The organism is Brachybacterium sp. 107 (genome assembly GCF_052379725.1).
In the GTDB taxonomy this organism is placed as follows: Bacteria; Actinomycetota; Actinomycetes; order Actinomycetales; family Dermabacteraceae; genus Brachybacterium.
On record NZ_JBQSYW010000001.1, the window covers coordinates 341628 to 356440 of the forward strand.

The 14813-nt window shown below is 70.7% G+C and carries 13 protein-coding genes and 1 tRNA gene; 8 read left to right on the plus strand and 6 right to left on the minus strand.

What is annotated here, in order from left to right:
* Position 1: 1 nt before the first annotated feature.
* Both ACT3UL_RS01510 and ACT3UL_RS01515 read right to left on the minus strand, forming a co-directional pair.
* Positions 2-751: a YggS family pyridoxal phosphate-dependent enzyme gene (locus ACT3UL_RS01510; RefSeq protein WP_444576360.1), complete on the minus strand. Its 750-nt coding sequence runs from the start codon at positions 749-751 to the stop codon at positions 2-4.
* A gap of 76 nt (positions 752-827) precedes the next feature.
* Positions 828-901, minus strand: a tRNA-Leu gene (locus ACT3UL_RS01515).
* Between the two features lie 68 nt (positions 902-969).
* On the opposite strand from ACT3UL_RS01515, the gene ACT3UL_RS01520 reads away from it, so the two are divergent.
* The 3 genes from ACT3UL_RS01520 (at position 970) to ACT3UL_RS01530 (ending at position 4061) form a co-directional block, all read left to right on the plus strand.
* Entirely contained in the window at positions 970-3132 is a 2163-nt protein-coding gene (locus ACT3UL_RS01520) for a helicase-associated domain-containing protein (RefSeq protein WP_444576361.1), read from the plus strand.
* Positions 3133-3302: 170 nt separating this feature from the next.
* The gene (locus ACT3UL_RS01525; protein ID WP_443343431.1) at positions 3303-3575 is read left to right on the plus strand and encodes a hypothetical protein; all 273 of its coding nucleotides are present in this window, start codon (positions 3303-3305) and stop codon (positions 3573-3575) included.
* Between the two features lie 201 nt (positions 3576-3776).
* Entirely contained in the window at positions 3777-4061 is a 285-nt protein-coding gene (locus ACT3UL_RS01530; RefSeq protein WP_443343429.1) for a hypothetical protein, read from the plus strand.
* Between the two features lie 141 nt (positions 4062-4202).
* On the opposite strand, the gene gndA is transcribed toward ACT3UL_RS01530, so the two are convergent.
* Positions 4203-5663: an NADP-dependent phosphogluconate dehydrogenase gene (gene gndA / locus ACT3UL_RS01535; protein ID WP_444576362.1), complete on the minus strand. Its 1461-nt coding sequence runs from the start codon at positions 5661-5663 to the stop codon at positions 4203-4205.
* A gap of 387 nt (positions 5664-6050) precedes the next feature.
* Between gndA and ACT3UL_RS01540 the strand changes: the two genes are divergently transcribed.
* The 5 genes from ACT3UL_RS01540 (at position 6051) to ACT3UL_RS01560 (ending at position 11881) form a co-directional block, all read left to right on the plus strand.
* Positions 6051-7055: a hypothetical protein gene (locus ACT3UL_RS01540; RefSeq protein WP_444576363.1), complete on the plus strand. Its 1005-nt coding sequence runs from the start codon at positions 6051-6053 to the stop codon at positions 7053-7055.
* A gap of 145 nt (positions 7056-7200) precedes the next feature.
* On the plus strand, positions 7201-8856 hold the full coding sequence (locus tag ACT3UL_RS01545) for a DNA repair helicase XPB (RefSeq protein ID WP_444576364.1): 1656 nt from the start codon (positions 7201-7203) through the stop codon (positions 8854-8856).
* A gap of 121 nt (positions 8857-8977) precedes the next feature.
* Positions 8978-9532: a LapA family protein gene (locus ACT3UL_RS01550; protein WP_343923847.1), complete on the plus strand. Its 555-nt coding sequence runs from the start codon at positions 8978-8980 to the stop codon at positions 9530-9532.
* Positions 9533-9586: 54 nt separating this feature from the next.
* Positions 9587-10306 (plus strand): response regulator transcription factor, encoded by a 720-nt coding sequence (locus ACT3UL_RS01555; protein ID WP_444576365.1) that lies wholly within the window; start codon positions 9587-9589, stop codon positions 10304-10306.
* A gap of 3 nt (positions 10307-10309) precedes the next feature.
* Positions 10310-11881 (plus strand): ATP-binding protein, encoded by a 1572-nt coding sequence (locus tag ACT3UL_RS01560; protein WP_444576366.1) that lies wholly within the window; start codon positions 10310-10312, stop codon positions 11879-11881.
* Positions 11882-11904: 23 nt separating this feature from the next.
* On the opposite strand, the gene ACT3UL_RS01565 is transcribed toward ACT3UL_RS01560, so the two are convergent.
* From ACT3UL_RS01565 to ACT3UL_RS01575, 3 genes are read right to left on the minus strand one after another with little or no spacing between them, the layout of a single operon-like run.
* A complete protein-coding gene (locus ACT3UL_RS01565; RefSeq protein ID WP_444576367.1) occupies positions 11905-12462 on the minus strand; it encodes a DUF4031 domain-containing protein in 558 nt (185 codons plus the stop codon).
* Positions 12459-13781 (minus strand): DUF418 domain-containing protein, encoded by a 1323-nt coding sequence (locus tag ACT3UL_RS01570; RefSeq protein ID WP_444576368.1) that lies wholly within the window; start codon positions 13779-13781, stop codon positions 12459-12461. Before ACT3UL_RS01570 ends, ACT3UL_RS01565 begins: the two co-directional genes overlap by 4 nt.
* Entirely contained in the window at positions 13781-14764 is a 984-nt protein-coding gene (locus tag ACT3UL_RS01575) for an RNase H family protein (RefSeq protein WP_444576369.1), read from the minus strand. Before ACT3UL_RS01575 ends, ACT3UL_RS01570 begins: the two co-directional genes overlap by 1 nt.
* Between the last annotated feature and the right edge of the window lie 49 nt (positions 14765-14813).

Genomic DNA, 14813 nt, shown 5'->3' on the forward strand with positions numbered 1-14813 from the left:
GTCAGGAACGAGCGCCGAAGATCGCCGAGCCCACGCGCACGATGGTCGCGCCCTCCTCGACCGCGATCTCGAGATCCCCGCTCATCCCCATCGACAGCTGCTCGAGCCCGGGCACATCACGCTGCTCGCGGGCCTGGTCACGCAGTTCTCGCAGCCCGCGCAGGGAGGCTCGCACCTGGTCGGCGTCGCTGGTGTTGGCGCCGATGGTCATCAGGCCCACGGGCCGCAGATGCTCGCTCGCCCGCAGGCGATCCAGGATCGGGCCGACGGACTCCAGCGTCGGGGCGAACCCGCCCTTCGACTCCTCCCCCGAGGTGTTGACCTGCACGAGCACTTCACGCACCAGTCCGGCCAGGACGGCACGGCGCTCGAGCGCGTCGGCGATGTCCTCGCGGTCCACGCTGTGGATCAGCTCGGCGAAGGCGACCACGTCACGGGCCTTGTTGGTCTGGAGGCGGCCGATGAAGTGCCGTGGCACCCCGTTGTCCACGAGCAGCGGATCCGCATGCTTGGCGATCTCCTGGGCCCGGTTCTCCCCCACCGCGATCTCGCGACCGCGCTCCCGCAGCATCTCGATCACCGTGGCGATCTCCTGCGGCGTGCGAGTCTTGGTGGCCAGCAGCAGGGTTATCGATCGGCCGTCGCGCCCGCTGCGCTCGGCGGCCTCGTCGATGCGGGCGAGCACCCCGTCGAGACGGGAGGAGAGCTGATCGGAGGAGGGCTGGTCAGAGTCGGACGGGTCGACGGTCATGCCCTCCATTGTGGCCCGGAACGACCGGTCACCGGGAATCGGGCGGGAACCGTCGGCGACTGCACCGGACACCACGTGCCCCCAGCGGGACTCGAACCCGCACTGTGCCGCTTTTAAGGCGGCCGCCTCTGCCGATTGGGCTATGGGGGCTGGCCCGCGCGATCCGTCCGGACCGCGTGCACCCAGCACTGCGGAATCACTTTATGCTGGATCGCACCATGACCGCTGTGATCCGGTCCCTCGCGGACTCCCTGCGACGGTTCGGCGATGACCGCCTGGAGGCGCTGCTCCTCGCCCGACCGGATCTCGCCTCGCCCGTTCCCAAGGGGCTGGGCCCCCTCGCAGCCCGTGCCGCCGGTGCCACGTCGGCGCGTCGGGCGCTCGGGGCGCTCACCCTCCCGGAACTGCATCTGGTCGAGGCCCTCGCCGTGCTCGAGGACGGCGTCGCCCCGGCGGACCTCGCGGCGGCGGTCTCCTCGGATCCGGCCACCATCTCCCCCGCTCTCGAGCGCCTGACCACCCTCGCCGTGGTCTGGGGCGAGGACGAGCTGCACCTGATCCGCCCATTGCGCGAAGGACTCCGCACCCCGGCGGGCCTCGCCCCCGCCACCCCGGACGATCCGACAGCGGCCGAGGCGGAACGCCGGGTGGTCGCCGCCCGTGAGACCCTGTCCGAGGTCCTGGAGACCCTGGCCTGGGGCCCGTCGACCGTCGAGGGCAGGGGCCGTCTCGCCGCCGCTCTGCAGGGAGCCGGCATCGTCGTGGCCGATGGCGAGGGCACGCTGCACATCCCCCGCACCGTCCAGCTGGCGCTCCGCGACGGCTGTGTCCGGCGCAGCCACGCCGCGCTGCGACCCTCCCCCAGCGGCTCCCCGCTCACCGAGCGCATCCCCGGCTCCCGCTCCGCCCAGGCCGTCGAGCGGGCCTTCGAAGCCCTACGGCTGCTGGGGACCGTGCGCGGATTCGACGAGGATCCACCGGGGGTGCTGCGCAAGGGCGGGCTGCCCCAGCGCGACCTGCGACGCCTCGCCGACCGTGCCGGCACGACCACCATCACCTACGCCACCGTGCTGCAATCCGCCTGGCAGGCCGGGCTGATCGGCCATGACGGGCAGGAATGGCATCCCACCCGGGACTGGGACGCCCACCGCGTCCAGGCCGCCGAGCAGCGTTGGGCGGAGCTGGTCCTGGCCTGGGCGCTCGGCCACCACCTCGCAGCCGTGGTCGGCACGCCCGACGCGGCGGGCGCGAACCGCTCCCTGCTCTCGGACCTCACCCGGCGTGACGGCGTGCGCACCCGTCGCGGCAGCCTGCTGCGCACCCTGCGCACCTGCCCCGGTCTCAGCGTCGACGAGGACTCCCTGGCGCTCTCCCTGGCCTGGGCGTTCCCCCTCGTCCCCGCCGACGTGATCGAGGAGGAGACCGCCGCGCTGCTCGTGGAGGGCGAAGCGCTCGGCGTGCTCGATGACGGGGCGCTGACCGTGCTCGGCCAGGAGCTGGTGCTCGCGCTGGACGAGGACGTCACCCAGGCCGATGCCCGCCTCGCCGGAGCACTGCGCACAGCGGCCCCCGCCCCGGTGGACGAGGTGCTGCTGGACGCGGATCTCACCGTCGTCGTCCCGGGCCGGCCCGCCGAGCGTCTGCTGCCCCTGCTGGACTGGGCGGAGGTCGTCTCCCGCGGAGGCGCGCTCACGCTGCGGTTCAGCACCGCCTCCGTCCGCCGGGCCCTGGGGTCGGGGCGTGATGCGGAGGCCCTGCTGGCGCTCCTGAAGAGCTCCTCGCGATCCCCGATCCCGCAGGGGCTGAGCTACCTGCTGCAGGACGAGCAGCGTCGTCACGGACGGATCCAGATCTCCCGGGCCACCACGGTGCTCACGGCGGACGCCGAGGTGCTCGATCTCCTGCAGGTCGCTCCCGAGGCGGCGGCGCTGTCGCTGTATCGCCTCGCCCCGACCGTCGCCGTGACCCTCTCCGACCCCGGCTTCGCCCTGCATATGGCGCGCGCGGCCGGGCTCTCCCCGCAAGCGGTGGGCCCCGACGGCAGCGCCGCCGGCCCCGAGCTCGCGCACTCCCTGCCCGGCGGCCCGGTCGACCCGGACCTGGTCACCGTCGACGGACCCGATCTGCGGGTCCCGGCGTTCGAGGCCGTCGGCAGGATCCGGGCGGCGGAGGCCGGCGCGACGGACCTGTCGGTCACCGACCGTCTGCTCGAGGCGATCGCGCAGGAGAGCGAGATCGCGATCGGGATCGTCGACGGACGCGGCGGAGTGGTCGTGAAGCAGGTGCACGCGCTGTCCCTCGAGGGCGGCAGATTACGGGCCCGCGAGGCGGGGAGCCCCGAGGAGTTCACCGTGCTCGTGCACCGGGTGACGCTGGGCTGACCGGACCGGCAGCGCTACGAACCGACCCATGGGGACTATTCCCCATAGCGGCGCCCCTCCTCCTTCACGTTAGAATTCGCTCGCCAGGAACGGAATGTCGAGAACATCCGGCCTGGGGAACGGGCGCATCTGCGGGCCCGGGATAGTGATCATCAGGAAGAAGGAATCCCATGACCATGCCCACCTCGAGCTTCGACATCGAGAAGATCAAGAAGAGCGCGCTCATCGCGACCATCGTCGGATTCGTCTGCGGCGGCGCGATCCCTGGGGTCCTCGGCCTCCTCGGCTACCTCAAGGCTGACACCGAGCCGGACACGGCGAAGAAGTTCACCAAGTGGGCCTGGATCGCCTTCATCATCATGTGGATCATCGCGATCATCATCATCGTCATCAACGTGATCGCCGCGATCGCACTGGTCAACAGCGCACCCACCACATACTGACTGATCAAGAATTCATCGATCTGCCCGTTCTGAGAGATTGCTCGACAACCCGGCGGATCCACGGACGTGGGGACTGCTCCCCATAGCGCATCAGGGTCTTCTCAGGGTTATGATTCCTCCCGACGTCGAGCGGGATCTCCGCGGCGACTGATGACACGTTCAGGGGACTCAACCCTTAGGAACCTCGAAGGGACCACCATCATGACCAACCCGAACTTCGCTCCTGCCGCGCCGACCGGAGGCGCCCCCGTCAAGAAGACCAAGTGGATCGTCCAGCTGATCGTCTCGATCCTCTGCGGCGGCAACATCATCACCCTGGTCCTCGCGATCGTCGGACTCGTCAAGGCGGATACCGACCTCCCGCTGGCGAACAAGCTCTACAAGTGGGGTTGGATCGTCTTCGCGATCATCTGGATCCTCTACATCATCCTGATCGTGATCGTGATCGCCACCGGGGGACTCTCCGCGAGCGTCAACACGTACTGATCTGCGGATCGAGGCGCGGAGGAGTCACCGCTGGCCCGCCAGCAGCATGAGGAAGGCCCGGACCGAAACGGTCCGGGCCTTCCTCATGTCCCTGTACGGAGCGGACGACCAGTCCCGACCGGTCGTCCGCTCCGAGGCGGATCAGTCCTGCTTGGTCTCGCGACGATCCTCGGACCACTCCACGTGGAAGGTGCCCTCGGCGTCGACGCGCTGGTAGGTGTGCGCACCGAAGTAGTCGCGCTGGGCCTGGACCAGGGCGGCGGGGAGGCGCTCGGAGCGCACCGCGTCGTAGTACGACAGGGTCGAGGCGAACACCGGCACCGGGTAGCCGCTGGCGGCCGCGAAGGCCACCACACGACGCCACGCCGGGATGCACTTGGCGATCTCGGTGGTGAAGTACTCGTCCGAGAGCAGCAGCGGCAGCTTCGCGTCGCGCTCGTAGGCCTCGGTGATGCGGTTGAGGAAGCGGGCGCGGATGATGCAGCCCCCGCGCCAGATGCGGGCCATCGCGCCGAGGTCGATGTCCCAGCCGTACTCTGCAGCGCCGGCCGCGATCTCGTCGAAGCCCTGCGAGTAGGAGACCAGCTTCGCGGCGTAGAGCGCCTTCTGCAGGTCGTCGATGAACTGGGCCTCGTCGGCGATCTCGAGGGTCTGCGCCTCGGCGGGGAGCACCTTGCGGCCGGCCTCGCGCTGCGGCGTGGAGCCGGAGACGGAGCGGGCGAAGGTGGCCTCGGCGATGCCGGTGACCGGGACGCCGAGGTCCAGGGCCGTCTGCACGGTCCAGGCGCCGGTGCCCTTCTGGGCGGCGCGGTCGAGGATGACGTCCACGAACGGCTTGCCGGAGGTGACATCGGTGTGGTGGAGCACCTCGGCGGTGATCTCGATGAGGAACGACTCGAGGTCGCCCTTGTTCCACTCGGCGAACACGTCGCCGATCTCGCCGGCGTTCTTGCCCAGGGCCTTGGACATGAGGTCGTAGGCCTCGGAGATGACCTGCATGTCGGCATACTCGATGCCGTTGTGGACCATCTTCACGAAGTGGCCGGCGCCATCGGCACCGACGTGGGTGCAGCAGGGGTCGCCGTCGACGTGCGCGGAGATCTTCTCGAGCATCGGGCCGAGGCGCTCGTAGGACTGCTTGGTGCCGCCGGGCATGATCGAGGGGCCGTTGAGGGCACCCTCCTCGCCGCCGGAGACGCCGGAGCCCACGAAGTGCAGGCCCTTCTCACGCAGATCGGCCTCACGACGACGGGTGTCGCCGAACAGAGCGTTGCCGGCGTCGACGATGATGTCGCCCTCGTCCATCAGACCGGCGAGCTCGTCGATCACGGCGTCGGTGGGCTTGCCGGCCTTGACCATGATGATCGCGACGCGCGGCTTCTGCAGGGAGGCGACGAAGTCGGACATCGACTCCGAGGGGTAGAACTCGCCGTCGGTGCCGTGATCGGCCATGACCTTCTCGGTCTTGCCGACGCTGCGGTTGTGGAGCGCGACCTTGAAGCCGTTGCGGGCGAAGTTGCGGGCCAGGTTGGAGCCCATCACCGCCATTCCGGTGACACCGATGTCCGCGACATCGGCGGGGGACGGAGCGAAGCTAGCCATGGGTTCTCCTCAGATCAGGTGACTGTCGGGCCGGGCCGGACCGCATCGTCGAAGACGTCGACGGGCTGCGGGGCCCGGTCCATCGCCACCCATTCTAGTGAAAAGCCCACGGGGGTAGCCCCACGTGCCAGGGCTTGCCGTGGTGCGGTGCCTGGGACGCACCGGGGAGCACGTCGTGGGGCGCTTCGTACTCCACGGATTCGAGGCGGTCGACTCCCTCCGTCCGTCGACCGGGATCGTCCGATCGTCGGGTATCGCCGAGGGCGGCCCCGCCCGTACCGTGTACCTGCGTGCGCCGCGGAACGGCGCCGCGAGCCGAGCCGCTTCGGCCCCTGAGGACCGGCCTGCACGGGCCGGGACGCCGCGACCGTGAGAGAGACCCGACACATGACAGTCCCCCCGCCCCCGCACGAACCCTCCCCGTACGGACAGTCCGCCCAGCCGGGAGGGGCGAGCCCTCATGGACAGCCCTCCCCTGCCGGCGACTACGGCCAGCCGTCCCCAGCCGGGTCCTACGGCCAGCCCTCCGCAGCAGACCCTTACGGACAGGCGTCGCCCGCGGCGGCCTACGGCCAGCCGTCTCCCGCCGGGGCCTACGGGCAGCCGGCGCCTGCGGGCCAGGCGGGCCAGCCCGGCCCCTCGCACGATGCCGCGTGGGGGCTGCAGGATGGCCAGGTCGGGTCGGGCGTTCCCGCTCCTGGGCAGGACCTCGGCGCAGATCTGGGGGCCGCCCTCAAGTTCGCCGGCAACGGGTTGCTGCGCAACTGGGTGACCTACCTGGTCAGCGGGCTGATCTTCTGCCTCATCTACCTGGTGCTCATCGGCGGCGGGCTCGGCGTCGGGATCGCACTGATGATCCCGCAGCTCGACGGAGCAGCGACCTCCGACACCGCCGAGTTCGGCGCGATCATGACTCTGTACGGAGCACTTTTCGTGGGCGCTCTGCTGTGCATGCCCTTCTCCCTGCTCTGGCAGTCGGGCGCGGCCCGCTCCGCCGAGATCGTCCGTGAGGGCGGTCGCCCGTCGATCGGCCAGGCGATGATCGGGCCGGGACGGGTGATCCTCACGGCTCTCCTGTACGGCGTGATCGTGTTCGTCGGCATGCTTCTGCTCTACATCCCCGGCCTCATCGCCGCGGTGCTCTTCATGTTCGCGGTCCCCGCTGCGCTCCGCGGCGCGTCCCCCGGGAACGCGCTCAAGGAGAGCATGACGCTGGTCCGCGCGAACCTGGGCACGTCGATCGTCGCCTACCTCGTGCTCATGGTGATCACGTCGGTCGCCTCCGCGGTCATGCTCCCCCTCCTCGTGCTCACCCCGTTCATGCTGCTCTTCGAGCTCGGGATGTACGAGCGGCTGAACCGCCGAGAGCTCCCCGAGCCCGCGAAGGCCTGAGCCCCGCGCCGTCGACGGCCCTGCGGTCCGGCGGGCCGACCGACTGGCAGGCCATCTGGCCGACAGGCCGACGGGCCGACGGGGAGTGTCCCGGCACACCCCGTCGGCCCGTCGCCTGTAGGCACCTGCGGCGTAGCCTGAGGGGATGACCGACGGCCCCCTCATCGTCCAGAGCGACAAGTCCCTCCTGCTCGAGGTCGGACATCCGAAGGCGCAGTCAGCCCGCGCCTCGATCGCCGCCTTCGCCGAGCTCGAGCGGGCCCCCGAGCACGTTCACACCTACCGCATCACGGACCTCGGTCTGTGGAACGCGCGCGCCGCCGGCTACGACGCGGAATCCGTGGTCGCAGCCCTCGTGGACAACTCCCGCTACCCGGTCCCCCATTCGCTGCTCATCGACGTCGCGGACACGATGGACCGCTATGGCCGCCTGCAGCTGCGCTCGGATCCCACCCATGGGCTCGTGCTCCACGCCCTGGACCGCGCGGTGCTCGAGGAGGTCTCGCGGGCGAAACGGATCCAAGGCATGCTCGGCGAGCGTCTCGACGAGTCGACCGTGCTCGTGCACCCCTCCGAACGCGGCGCGCTGAAGCAGGCGCTGCTCAAGCTCGGCTGGCCCGCGGAGGACCACGCCGGGTACGTCGACGGCGAGCACCATCCCATCGCGCTGCGCGAGGACGGCTGGCAGCTGCGGCCCTACCAGGCCGAGGCCGTGGACGGCTTCCGCCATGGCGGCAGCGGGGTCGTCGTGCTCCCCTGCGGAGCCGGGAAGACCCTGGTGGGCGCGGCCGCGATGGCGGCGATGCAGCGCACCACCCTCATCCTCGTCACCTCCACGGTCTCCGCACGGCAGTGGAAGAGCGAGCTGCTGCGCCGCACCGACCTCACCGAGGACGAGATCGGCGAGTACTCCGGAGCCACCAAGGAGATCCGTCCCGTCACCATCGCCACCTACCAGGTGCTCACGATGAAGCGGAAGGGCATCCATCCCCACCTCGAGCTCATGAGCGCCCGCGACTGGGGACTCATCGTGTACGACGAGGTGCATCTGCTGCCCGCGCCCGTCTTCCGCATGACCGCCGATCTGCAGGCCCGTCGGCGGCTGGGGCTCACGGCGACGCTCGTGCGCGAGGACGGCCGCGAGGGCGAGGTGTTCTCCCTGATCGGCCCCAAGCGCTACGACGCCCCCTGGAAGGACATCGAGGCCCAGGGCTACATCGCCCCCGCGGACTGCACCGAGGTGCGGGTCGCGATGCCGGCCGACGACCGCATGGCGTACGCGATGGCCGAGGCCGCCGATCGACCCCGGCTGGGGGCGGCCCATCCGGCCAAGAACGCCGTCGTGGAGCGGATCGCCGCTCGGCACGAGGGCGAGCCGATGCTCGTGATCGGGCAGTACATCGACCAGCTGGAGGAGCTCGCCGCCCATCTCGACGCCGAGCTCATCACCGGCAAGACCCCGGTGCGGCGCCGCCAGGAGCTGTTCGACGCCTTCCGCGCCGGAGAGCTCACCCGCCTGGTGGTCTCGAAGGTCGCGAACTTCTCGATCGACCTCCCCGAGGCATCTGTCGCCGTGCAGGTCAGCGGCGCCTTCGGTTCTCGTCAGGAAGAAGCCCAGCGGCTGGGTCGCCTCCTGCGCCCGAAGGCCGACGGCCGCACCGCACACTTCTACACGGTCGTCATGCGCGACACGCAGGACCAGGACTTCGCGGCGCACCGCCAGCGCTTCCTCGCCGAGCAGGGCTACGCCTACACGATCCTGGACGCCGACCAGCTGGACGCACCGGCCGCTACGAACTGAGGACTCCCGGACTGAGCGTTCCCGGAGCGGACGCTCGGAATCGCTAGAGTGTGCTCAGCGGCGACCTTCCTCCGAAGGCCGCTCGGGACACTTCCCCAGGACCCGACATCGAGGAGCGACCATGAGCACCGGACCTGAGAACACAGGACACCCCCTCGACCGCGAGCCGGTCGATCGTGCACCCGAGGCTGCGCAGCCCGCCGCCGCGGACCGTGCCCCGGAGGACCCGGCCGCCGGCCGCCGCGCCGCCGATCCGGCTGGCGGGGTGACCGATCCTGTCCGCGACGCCCCGCGCGAGAGCACCGGCCGCCGCGCCTCCCAGACGCCCACCGAGCGCACCTCTGCTGATCGGACGCCTGCCGAGCGGACGCTGGCCGAGGAGCCGCTGGAGGCTCCCCGCTCCGGCGGCAAGACCGCCGGACTGTGGATCTCCCTGATCCTCGGCGCGATCGTGCTGGTGCTGCTGCTGATCTTCGTGATCCAGAACAGCCAGAGCGCGAGCTTCGAGTACTTCAACGCCACCTTCGACCTGCCGCTCGGTGTGGCCATGCTCCTGGCCGCCATCGCCGGCGCGCTGGTCATGGCGCTGGTGGGCTCGGTGCGGATGTTCCAGATGAGCTGGACGATCCGCAAGATGCGCAAGCAGCAGGAGAAGATCCAGCGCGCCGTCCGCTGATCTCGCCCAGGAGACGTCCAGCTGATTCCCACACTGCAGGAGCACGGTAGGGGCATGAACACGACTGCAGAACAGGACTACGAGGCTCGGCTCCTCGTCGTCGACGACGAGCCGAACATCCGCGACCTCCTCGCCACCTCCCTGCGCTTCGCAGGGTTCGAGGTGTTCACCGCCTCCACCGGCAACGAGGCGATCCGTGAGGCCACCGAGCATCAGCCCGATCTCGTGGTCCTCGACGTGATGCTGCCGGACATGGACGGCTTCACCGTGACGCGGCGCCTGCGGGATCGGGGGGAGCAGTACCCGATCCTCTTCCTCACTGCGCGGGACGAGACCCAGGACAAGGTGGCCGGGCTCACCGTCGGCGGGGACGACTACGTCACCAAGCCGTTCAGCCTGGAAGAGGTCGTCGCCCGGATCCGGGCCGTCCTGCGCCGTACGCACGGCGGCCACGCCGCGACCGTCGACAGCTCCCTGGTGGTCGGCGACCTCCGCCTCGACGAGGACTCCCACGAGGTCTACCGGGCAGACGTCACGATCGAGCTCTCCCCCACCGAGTTCAAGCTCCTGCGCTACCTCATGCTCAACGCGGGCCGTGTGGTCTCCAAGACGCAGATCCTCGATCACGTCTGGGACTACGACTGGTCCGGCGAGGTGGGGATCGTCGAGTCCTACATCTCCTACCTGCGTCGCAAGATCGATGTCATCGGCGATCCGATGATCCACACCAAGCGGGGCATCGGGTACGTGCTGCGCGCCTCCGAAGGCAGCTGACGATTGGCGCTGCCGACCCTGCGCGCTGAACGGCCCGTGTCCCTGTGGACCCGGATCGTCGCTCTCATCTCGCTGCTGCTGGTCGTCGGCGTCGTCATCACCGGGAGCCTCTCGCTCTTCCTGCTCAACCGCACCCTCATCGAGTCGGTCGACAACAACCTCCATGCGAGCACCCGCGAGATGATCGCCCTCGCCCAGGAGGCGCTCTCCGGGAAGGAGGAGGCGGCCGCGCCCAGCAGCGCGTACACGCCCGTCGAGTACGCGGTGGAGATCCGCGACGCGCACGGCGAGGTGGTCCATCGCGACGTCATCCGCTACGAGAACTCCCCCGTCACGGTTCCTTTCCCTGATCTGAGCGAGGAGCAGATCGCTGCGCGTGACGGCCAGCCGTTCACCGTCCTGGACTCCTCGGAGAACCGCTGGCGGGTGGTCGCCCTGGTCACCCCCGGACCCGACAGCGGCGCCGTCTACGTCGCCCTGCCCCTGACCGGGGTGGACCGCACGATGCACGAGATGGCGCTGGTCATCGTGCTGGTGGGGACCCTCGTGGTGCTGGTCGGCATGGGCCTGGGCGGCTATGTCACGCATCGCTCTCTCGAACCCCTGCACGATGTGGAGGCCACCGCGTCGCAGATCGCCGGCGGCGACCTCTCGCGGCGCGTCCCGGTCACCGACACCAGCTTCGAGGTGCATGCCCTCGCCCTGTCGCTGAACGAGATGCTGGTGCGGATCGAGCAGTCCTTCGCCGCGCAGGCAGCCTCCGAGGAGCACGCCACCCTCTCCGAGGCCAAGATGCGGCGCTTCGTCGGCGACGCCTCCCACGAGCTGCGCACGCCGCTCGCGGCGATCCGCGGATTCGGCGAGCTGTACCGGATGGGGGCCCTGGGCACCGACGAGGACGTCGCCTCGGCGATGCGCCGGATCGAGGACGAGGCCCGACGGATGGGGTCCCTGGTCGAGAACCTGCTGCGCCTCGCGCGCCTGGACGAGAACCCCGACCTCGCGCTCGAACCCGTGGACCTCACCGATGCCCTCTTCGACGCCGCCCAGGATCTCCGCGCCCTGGACCCTCAGCGCCAGGTCATGGTGGTATCCCTGTCCGGGACTCCGGTCTCGGTGCAGCCCCACCTGTCGATCGGGGTACTCGGCGACGAGGCCTCGCTGCGCCAGGTCATCCTCAATCTCGTGGGCAACGCGAACCGGCACACCCCCAAGGGGTCACCGGTCGAGATCGCCGTCGGCTACACCGACCCCGAGACCGTGCGGATCGAGATCCGTGACCACGGCCCCGGCATCGACGACGCCCAGCGCGAGAAGGTGTTCGAGCGGTTCTACCGCACCGATTCCTCGCGCGTGCGCTCGGCGACCCAGGGCGGCGGCGCGGGCCTGGGCCTCTCGATCGCGGCGACGATCGTGAAGCAGCACCGCGGCAGCATCGGCGTGACGGAGACGCCCCAGGGCGGATCCACCTTCTGGGTGGAGCTGCCGGGCACCGAGATCGAGGCGGCGCGGCAGAGCCGGCCCGATCAGGTCCGCGCGGTGACCGACCCCGAACGGGACGACCGGCGAAGGTAACCAATCCCGGGCTGGCTGTCGGGTCAGCGGCCGTCGGCGAGCACCTGGCCGACGAACCCCTCCCCGCCGCGGCTCCGGGCCAGGCTATCGAGACGCTCGAGGAGCTCTGCTGCGGCGCGGCGTCCCGCCTCCTGATGCGCTTCGATGCGGGGCGGCGCCGCCAGGTCGTCACGGGTCATGCGGAAGGCCGCGGGCGCGGCGTCGGTCGCGGGCGGCAGCGGATCGACGTGCCCGCGGAGCCCCACGATCAGATCCCGCGGGACGAAATCCAGGCCGAGCTGCGCGGCGTGCTCGGCGCTGCGGCGGGCCCGCGCCGCGGGGCGGCCGACGAGAGGGATGCGCAGTCCCGAGCGGATCAGGATCCGCGTCAGCTCCCCGTTGTCGACGAGCTGGACACCGGCCTCGACCAGGCGGGGCTGTCCCGCCTCCGGCCAGTCGTAATGGTCGAGGTCGAAGGACCGCGGCGGCAGGCCGGCGAGCTCGGCGACCTCGTGCAGCTCGGCCAGGGACGTGTCGGAGATCAGGTGACCCCAGAAGGTGCCGTGCCGGGGCCAGCGCGGGGTGTCGGCGTAGACGCTCATGAGCGACCTCCGGTGGGGCTCGGGTGCGAGGACCGGTCGGGGACGACGCGGGGTGAGGCCGAGCCTGCCAGACGACGCAGCACCACCTCGAGCGGGCCCCGTCGGCCCCGACGTTTCAGGGCCACGGCACCCGGGATCATCGCCAGCCACACGGCCATCACGATCGCCGCGGCGCCCGCCGTGCCGAGCCGGGCTCCGAGGTCCAGCGTGTAGGGCGGGAACAGGGCGAGGAACACGAGTGACTGGCCCACATAGGCGCTCAGCGAGACGGCGCCCAGGGCCTCGATGCCCTGCACGAGACGGTCGGAGACGGGGCGGGCGACACGGACGGGACGGGCGGAGACCGGTCCGGCATCGCGCACGAGGTGACCGGACGGATCGGCCCCGTCGGCCCCGGAACTCCGTCGGACGCGATCGGAGACGAGGGCGGCCGCTGCGGCGAGTCCGAGGGCTCCGAGCAGCCCGGTGTACTGGTGCAGGACCCCGAGGCTGCCGAGCACGATCTCGGAATCCAGGTGCTGATGGGCGGGATCGAGCACGAGCACGGTCACCAGCGGCACCGCACCGAGGAGGCCGAGGCCGAGGCCCCAGCGGGCGATCGGCACGAGCACGTCGCGGTTCGCGGCGACCTCCTCGAACAGGCGCAGCCGCGCGGCGATCGCCCCGATCGCCATCGGGGTCAGCAGCCCGATGTCGGAGACCAGCGAGGTCGCGACCTCGGCGCCGGCCTCGTCGGTGCGCAGGCGCAAGCTGGTCAGATAGTCGGGGGCGGCGGCCGAGGGATAGCCGTCGGAGCCGAACAGCCCGATGGTCCCGTCGACCCAGCCCCACACGCCCAGCGCCGGCAGGGCGAGGAGGGCGGCGAGCGGCAGGACGGCGCGATGGCGGGTCGCGAGCAGCACGCAGAGCATCCCCACCATCGCGTAGGCGATGAGGATGTCGCCGCTGAACAGGAGGATCGCGTGGGCGAGGCCGATCACGAGCAGGGCGACATGGCGCCGCAGCATGCGCAGCACGACGTGCCCCGAGCGCTCCCCGGCCTCGCGCGAGCGGCGGAGGATGATGCCGATCCCGTAGCCGAAGAGCATCGCGAACAGCGGGAAGCCGCGGTTGTCCGCCGTGAGCCCGATCAGTGCGTCCACGATCCGGTCAGCCACGGTGGCGTCGAGCTGCTTGAGCAGCACGGTCCACGGGGAGCCGTGCAGCCAGCCGATCGTGTTGGCCAGGGCGATGCCGAGCAGGGCCAGGCCCCGTGCGAGGTCCGGTCCGCCGGCACGGCGGGCCAGGGGCACGGAGCCGACGCCGGCGACCTGGGTCATCAGGCCCCGTCGGCCGGGGTGCCCTGGTGGTGCCGCAGCAGCCAGCGCCCCTTCTCCCGCACCCATACGGAGCTGCGGGCGACAGCGCCCGAGCGGCCCGTGGTGCGGTACCGCAGCAGCACGACGCCGGGGGTGAGCTCGTCGGCGACGAACTCGTCGGCCTCGAGCCCGGGCACCGGGGCGAGATGGGCGAGGATCTCCTCGCGGTCATAGCTGCGACCGCTCGCACCGATCTCGGTGAAGTCCGGGTGGAGCAGCTCGGCGGCGCTGGGGGCGTCGGCGCGCAGCAGGTCCGACAGCAGCGCCTGCTCGCGCGCGGTGATCTGCTCGAAGTCGGTGGCGCCGGGGGCGTCGGCGGCGAGGACCGTGTCCTCACCGGCGGTGTTGCAGGAGCTCCGGCCACGAGAGGCCGAGGCGGGTTCGGGGGCGCTCTGGTCCAGCAGGCTGAAGAGGTCGTCCTCGGGCATCGAGCTCGGCGCGGGGCGGGACGGGGCGACCTGTGAGGACACCGCGGAGCTGCCCGTGTACCCGGGGCCGACCTGCGGGTCCTGCTTCTTGGAGAAGGCGGTCGCGGCGGCGTTGGCGCGCACATCGGCCGCTTCGTTCATCGCGTGCCCCGAGTGGCCCTTGACCCACTCGAACTCGACGCTGCGGCCGGCGAGGGCGCGGTCGATGTCCTGGAGCAGCTCGACGTTCATCACCGGCTTGCCGTCCTTCTTGCGCCAGCCCTTGCGCTTCCAGCCCGGCATCCACTTCGTCACCGAGTTGATGACGTACTGGCTGTCGCACAGGATGTGCAGGTGCTGGTCGGCGTCGACGGCGGTGGCCTCGAGCAGGTCCAGCACGGCCTTGAGCTCGCCCATGTTGTTGGTGCCGTGGGGCCAGCCGCCCGCGCGCCAGGTGGAATCGTCGATGTACCAGGCCCAGCCGGCCGGGCCGGGATTGCCCAGGGCGGAGCCGTCGGCGGCAGCAGTGATGGTCATGGCCCAATCGTTCCACAGCGGGCCGACGTCCCTGCACGGGACCGCGCCG